Annotated in this window: 5 protein-coding genes; 4 read left to right on the forward strand and 1 reads right to left on the reverse strand. The window is 55.3% G+C overall.

Annotation, left to right across the window (positions count from 1 at the left end; translation table 11 throughout):
- Positions 1-76: 76 nt before the first annotated feature.
- Positions 77-1,543, reverse strand: coding sequence for a leucyl aminopeptidase (locus Abor_RS12090; protein WP_048842151.1), 1,467 nt, complete (start codon positions 1,541-1,543; stop codon positions 77-79).
- Positions 1,544-1,788: 245 nt separating this feature from the next.
- Here Abor_RS12090 and cysQ point away from each other — a divergent pair, with 245 nt between their 5' ends.
- The 4 genes from cysQ (at position 1,789) to Abor_RS12110 (ending at position 5,675) form a co-directional block, all read left to right on the forward strand.
- Positions 1,789-2,559: a 3'(2'),5'-bisphosphate nucleotidase CysQ gene (gene cysQ / locus Abor_RS12095; protein ID WP_048842152.1), complete on the forward strand. Its 771-nt coding sequence runs from the start codon at positions 1,789-1,791 to the stop codon at positions 2,557-2,559.
- 42 nt (positions 2,560-2,601) lie between these two features.
- Positions 2,602-3,579, forward strand: coding sequence for an L-threonylcarbamoyladenylate synthase (locus tag Abor_RS12100; protein WP_048842153.1), 978 nt, complete (start codon positions 2,602-2,604; stop codon positions 3,577-3,579).
- Positions 3,580-3,603: 24 nt separating this feature from the next.
- Positions 3,604-4,137: a hypothetical protein gene (locus Abor_RS12105; protein ID WP_048842154.1), complete on the forward strand. Its 534-nt coding sequence runs from the start codon at positions 3,604-3,606 to the stop codon at positions 4,135-4,137.
- A gap of 104 nt (positions 4,138-4,241) precedes the next feature.
- The gene (locus tag Abor_RS12110; protein WP_048842155.1) at positions 4,242-5,675 is read left to right on the forward strand and encodes an FAD-binding oxidoreductase; all 1,434 of its coding nucleotides are present in this window, start codon (positions 4,242-4,244) and stop codon (positions 5,673-5,675) included.
- The last annotated feature ends 325 nt before the right edge of the window (positions 5,676-6,000 follow it).

The raw sequence follows: 6,000 nt of genomic DNA on the forward strand, positions 1-6,000 counted from the left end.
CTTTGGCATACCTATAAAAAAAGGCCCCAGTAACGGGGCCTTTTTCTTACGCGCATCATAAAAACACTTTTTATGCTTATGCTTTTTCGTGCTGAGTGCGCACAAAATCATTCAGCAGCCGCACACCAAAACCGGTCGCGCCTTTTGGCTGGCCATATTTCCCTTTGTCCAACCATGCTGTGCCAGCAATATCCAGATGTGCCCAAGGAGTTTCACCCACAAAGCGTTTCAGGAACTGCGCTGCGGTAATAGACCCACCCGCACGGCCACCGCCAATATTTTTCATATCAGCAATGTCAGACTTAATGAGCGCATCATACTCTTTGCCCATTGGCATGCGCCACAATTTATCACCCGTTGCAGCGCCTGCCTGTGTAAGAGCCGTTGCCAGTTCATCATTGTTAGAGAACAGGCCTGCATATTCATGCCCAAGGCTCACCACAATAGCCCCGGTCAGGGTGGCCAGGTTAACCATAAGTTTGGGCGCAAAACGCTCGCGGGCGTACCACAGCACATCTGCCAGCACCAAACGGCCTTCTGCATCGGTATTGAGCACTTCAATAGTCTGGCCAGAGGCGCTGCGTACAACGTCACCGGGGCGCTGGGCATTGCCAGACACCATGTTTTCTACCAAGCCAACAATACCCACAGCGTTAACCTGCGCCTTACGGCCTGCCAGTGCAGCCATAAGCCCGGTTACTGCGGCGGCACCGGCCATGTCACCTTTCATTTCTTCCATACCTGCGGCAGGTTTTATGGAAATACCACCACAGTCAAAGGTAACGCCCTTACCAATAAAGGCCAGAGGGGCCTCGTCTTTCTTGCCGCCGTTCCAGCGCATAATAACGGTACGCGGTTCGTTATCGCTGCCTTGCGCCACGCCAAGCAGGGCACCAAAGCCCAGTTTTTCCATAGCCGCGCGGTCAAGCACTTCAACCTCTAACCCAAGGCTGCGCAGGGTTGTAATACGCTCAGCAAACTCAATGGGGTTAAGCACATTGGCAGGTTCTGTCACCAGATCGCGCGTCAGAATAACCCCGCGTGCTACAGCCGCCTGTGCTGGCCATGCGGCTTCTGCTTTTGCGGGGTCTGCGCTCAGCACAACAACGCTGGCAAGGGCGTGTTTTTTGTCTTCTGCGGGCACGCTGCGGTACAACGAGAAATGATACGCCCCAAGCGTAGCCCCTAAAGCCACATGGGCTGCATGTGGCAGGCCACCCAGTGCAATATTGGCTTTTTCTGAACGGCTCAGGGCAGACGCAGCCAGACTACCTGCTTTTTCTGCCTCTTTGGGACCAAACGCATCTGCTTTGCCTACACCCACCAGCACAATACGCTCAAACCCGGCACCCGGTGCTAAAATGGTGGTAACCACACCCTCTTTGCCAGAAAAATCATCTGCTTTGGCAGCGCGTGCAAGCGCACCCTGCGTGGCATCATCAACCGCTTTAAAGAAGGCAGAAGGGGCCTGCCCCTCGGCAACCAGCAGTGCAAGCGCACCACCCTGTGGCAGGTTTTCGGGGGAGAACGTAATCTGAAGCATAAAATCTGGCCTCCTGGGTTTTCTCAAAATCTGACTGCACAGATGGGCGCTACAAACCACCCTGACAAGTGCAGGCTGGTTAATGTGGCGTAACCTTAACAACCACTTACCCCTTGTGGCTAGGTGCCCACCCCCATACTGGCCAGAGATAGAAAAAAACACACAGCACTGCCATGCCCCTTTTACCCCGCCCCAAAGCAGATTGAGGGCATGACGGCAGGGCCAAGTTAGCTTATGCTACCCCCATGACCAGCCATACAGATGCAGACCTTCTGGCCCTTGCCGCCAAACTGGCGGAAGAGGCCGCAGAGCTTATCCGCACCATTCGGGCACGGGGGTTTAAAACCCTGACCAAATCCGATGCCTCCCCCGTGACCGAGGCAGACCACGCGGCAGAGGCTCTTATTCTTAAAGGGCTGCGCGCAGCTGTGCCGGATATTCCGGTTATTGCAGAAGAAGAAGTGGCCGCAGGCCTACAGGCCTCTGCCACCCCCGCCTATTGGCTGGTAGACCCGCTGGACGGCACCCGAGAGTTTGCCGCTGGCCGAGATGACTTTACCGTTAACATTGGCCTTGTACGCAACGGCCGTGCCTATTTGGGCGCTATGGCGCTGCCTGCATACCACCAGCTTTACACAGGCGGTATTGGCCAGCCCGCCCAACGCAAAGACCCAACCGGCACACACACCATTCATGTGCGTACCCCACCCGCAGAAGGGCTAAGTGTTCTGGCCTCTCGCCATTATGCAGATGACCCGCGCCTTGCCAGCTATTTAGGGGCCCGCCGTGTGGCCTCTATTGGTAATATTGGCTCTGCTGTTAAATTTGCCCGCGTGGCAGAAGGTGCGGTTGACCTCTACCCCCGCCTTGGCCCCACCATGGAATGGGACACCGCAGCCCCGCATGCTATTGTAGAAGCCGCAGGCGGGCAGATAACATTGCTAGACGGTAGCCCGCTGGTTTACGGCAAAGCAGATTGGAAAAACCCACCCTTTGTATGCACCGGCGCACTCTAAGCCTTTTATAACCCCACACCCCAAGCCCAGAACCCCTACACCATGACAGAGCGCCTTACCGCCACCCCCTCCGGCCTTGAAAAAGCTGCCCGCATTTTGCGTGAGGGAGGGCTTGTGGCCTTTGGCACAGAAACGGTGTACGGCTTGGGGGGAGACGCCACACAACCACAAGCCGTTGCGCGTATTTTTGAAGCCAAAAACCGCCCGCGCTTTAACCCGCTTATCAGCCATTTTGCCTCTGCCCATGCCGCATTTGCGCAGGTTGAGGCTCCGCCTATAGCGCATAAACTGGCACACGCCTTCTGGCCCGGCCCGCTTACCTTAGTGCTACCACGTGCCGTTCGCAGCACCGTGTCTGAGCTGGCAGCAGATGGTCTTTGCTCCCTAGCCGTGCGCGTACCACGTGGTGCCGCTGTGCAAGCGCTTTTGGCAAAAGTAGGCCGCCCCATTGCCGCCCCTTCAGCCAACCGCTCAGGCCGCATTAGCCCATCAGATGCAGAGCACGTGCTTGAAGAACTCTCGGGCCGGATAGACGCAGTACTCGACACAGGCCCCTGCGCCGTGGGGCTAGAAAGCACAGTGCTTGACCTAACCCTGCCAGAGCGGCCCATGCTCCTACGCCATGGCGGCATACCGGCAGAAGCACTAGAGGCTGTGTGTGGCCCGCTAAGCTACCCCGACACACAAAGCGATACCGCCCCCGTTTCTCCGGGGCGCATGCTTTCTCATTACGCGCCAACACTGCCCGTAAGGCTTGAGGCCACACATGTTTTACCAACCGAAGCCCTGCTGGCTTTTGGCCCCCATATGCCACACGGGGCCGCAGTAACATGGAACCTGAGTGAAAGCGGCAATTTGGAAGAAGCCGCTGCCCGGCTGTTTGCTGGCCTGCGTTTTTTAGACCAAGCAGGGGCTCGGCTGGGGCTAACACGCCTTGCAGTGCAACCCATTCCGGCACAAGGGTTGGGGCTTGCCATACGTGACCGCCTACACCGTGCGGCCGCCCCCCGCCCTGAATGAGCGTAGTTGTATGAGCACACCAGCATGAGTGATTTTGACCCCAAAGAACTCAAAATTCTATCAGACATTCTGGCACTGGTGCTTGAAGACCAACCCGGCCAGTCTGCCACAGCCCTTGAGACTATTAAAAACCGTGCGCGCAAAAACAATATAACCGGGGGCGCTCTTAAAAACCTGTTTCAGGCCATAGCGCCAGATCCGTCTCAGGCCCGGCCAAAGCGTAGCACCAGCCGCACCAAAGCCGCAGGCATACCAGATGACTACCGCACCCAGCTCCGCCAAATGGCAGACAGCATTACCCGGCTAGACACAGACCTACGCGCAGCCCGCACGCAAAACGACCATTTACGCCTGCAACTGCAACAAGCCCAGCAAGACCAAAATACCACCCAAAGCCTGCTAGCAGACCAAATGACCCGCATACGCTACCCCAGCCTACCCATGATAATGGTTGTACTGGCAGCTGGTATTTTAAGCGGTATTGCAGGCACAGAGGTTTTTCACCTCATTCAACATTTAACCATGACCGCAACCGACAATGCCCGCTCTCTTTATTAATAGAGCAACTGCCTTTATTCCTTCTTCTCGCAAAACGACCCAACCAAGCCAGCGCAGCTTTTGCGGCTGTATGGCCCAGTTCTGAGACAACCAAGGTTCACAGCATGTCCGATACGTCCCTGCCCCCAGAGCTTTACACCGCATTAGCAGACTTGCTTGGCCCGTCAGGTTTTTTAACCAACAGCACAGACACCGCCAGCTACTGCACAGACTGGCGTATGTTGTATCAGGGCAAATGTGCTGCCGTTTTGCGCCCCGCCACAACGGCTGACTGTGCGCAGGCTGTTACCTTATGTGTGCAGCACGGCGTACCTATGGTGCCACAAGGTGGCAACACCAGCATGGTAGGCGGCGCCACACCAGATGAAAGCGGTAAGGCCGTGGTTATTTCAACCACCCGCATGAACCGTATTCTCAACATAGACCACGCAGACCTAACCATGACGGTAGAGGCAGGCGTTACCCTTAAAGCAGCCCAAGATGCCGCTCTAAAAGAAGGGCTTATGTTGCCGCTTTCTATCTCGTCTGAAGGGTCTGCCGATATTGGGGGCATTTTGGCCACTAATGCCGGGGGCAACAACACGGTACGCTACGGCAACGCGCGTGAACTCGCCCTAGGCCTAGAAGCCGTTATGCCAGATGGTGCCGTGCTGAATGTTATGCGCAAGCTGCGCAAAGACAATACCGGCTACGCCCTGCGCCAATTGCTTATTGGCTCAGAGGGTACGCTGGGTATTATCACCACCGCCGTTATTCAACTCCAACCCCAACCCCGCACGCGCGAGACCGCATTGTGCGCCGTACCCAATGCCAAAGGTGCGCTCGATCTGTTTGCAGCTTTTCGTAAACAAGACCCCGCAGCCATTCAGGCTTTTGAATATATGTCTGGCACCAGCATGGGGCTGGTCAATGCTCTTATTGATAACTGCCCACTCCCTTTGTCTGAACCCGCAGCGGCTTATGCACTGGTTGAACTGGCCAGCCCCCGTGCAGATGATAGCCTGCGCACCCTAATGGAAGAAGTACTTGGGGCCGCCTTTGAAAGCGGCTTAGTGTCTGACGCCGTGCTGGCTGAAAGCGAAACACAGCGCCAAAACCTTTGGATGATCCGTGAGGAACATGCAGAAGCACAAAAACGGGCTGGCGCGTCTGTTAAAAACGATGTGTCTGTGCCGCTGGCTGCTATTCCGGAATTTATTGAAAAAGCCACCCAAGCCTGTGAAGCCCTGATACCGGGCATAAGAGTTGCCCCCTTTGGCCATATTGGTGACGGCAATATTCACTTTAACCTCGTGCAACCCGAAGGCGCAGACCCCAAAGGCTTTTTAGCCCAAGACCACGCCATGATGGACACGGTAGCCAATATTGTGCGCACCCTTGGTGGCTCTTTTTCTGCCGAGCATGGGGTAGGCCAGCTTAAAACCTACATGATGCCCTCTTGGCGCGGTGGCGCTGAACTAGACAGCATGCGCAAAATCAAAGCGGCCCTAGACCCACAAAACCTCATGAACCCCGGTAAGATTTTTCCAACTGCGTAAGCAACGCTACAGAATATAACTCTTACACCCCAAAGCCCGCCCAGTAAAAACTGAGGCGGGCTTTTTTAAACGTAATCTTATTCGGTTTTAGGATTTGCCGAGAGGTTATTTAAAAATTCAATATTGAGAGCTAGCTGAGCCTTTTTGCCGCCCAAAGGCGACCTTGCAGCCACACGGCTATAGCACCACACAAATCCCCCTATTCGGGCCACAAAAAGACAAACCTAATCCAGCCCCGCCAATTTTCGGAATACCCGTTTATACAAGATCACTCTCCATGCAGGGTATTAGGGTATTAGGGTATTAGGGTATTAGGGTATTAGGG

Origin of the sequence: Acetobacter orientalis, assembly GCF_000963965.1 — a bacterium.
Lineage (GTDB): Bacteria > Pseudomonadota > Alphaproteobacteria > Acetobacterales > Acetobacteraceae > Acetobacter > Acetobacter orientalis.